At 41.1% G+C, this 482-nt stretch carries 1 rRNA gene; it reads left to right on the top strand.

From position 1 onward, the window contains the following. Positions 1–158: 158 nt before the first annotated feature. Positions 159–482, top strand: a 16S ribosomal RNA gene (locus tag ACFQ1Q_RS02435); the annotation flags it as partial.

Genomic DNA, 482 nt, shown 5'->3' with positions numbered 1-482 from the left:
CGCCTTAAGAGAACTTAAAAATACGTTCATTAACATATTGAATTGACAGCGTAAGAATTGATTGGAAACGGTTAATTCAAACAAGAGAATAAATCATATTGAGACTTTGAAAATTCCTATTAGTTGTTAAGATATAAGTGGAAACACTTAAAAATTTAACGATGAAGAGTTTGATCCTGGCTCAGGATGAACGCTAGCGGCAGGCCTAACACATGCAAGTCGAACGGTAACATGGAAAAGCTTGCTTTTTTGATGACGAGTGGCGCACGGGTGCGTAACGCGTATACAATCTACCTTTTACAGGGGGATAGCCTTTGGAAACGAAGAATAATACCCCATGGTAAGTAATTTCCGCATGGATTTTACTTTAAAGATTTATCGGTAAAAGATGAGTATGCGTCCTATTAGCTAGATGGTGTGGTAACGGCACACCATGGCGACGATAGGTAGGGGCCCTGAGAGGGGGATCCCCCACACTGGTA

The organism is Winogradskyella litorisediminis, from assembly GCF_042675765.1.
Lineage (GTDB): Bacteria > Bacteroidota > Bacteroidia > Flavobacteriales > Flavobacteriaceae > Winogradskyella > Winogradskyella litorisediminis.
This window is presented reverse-complemented; position numbering and strand designations above follow the sequence as displayed.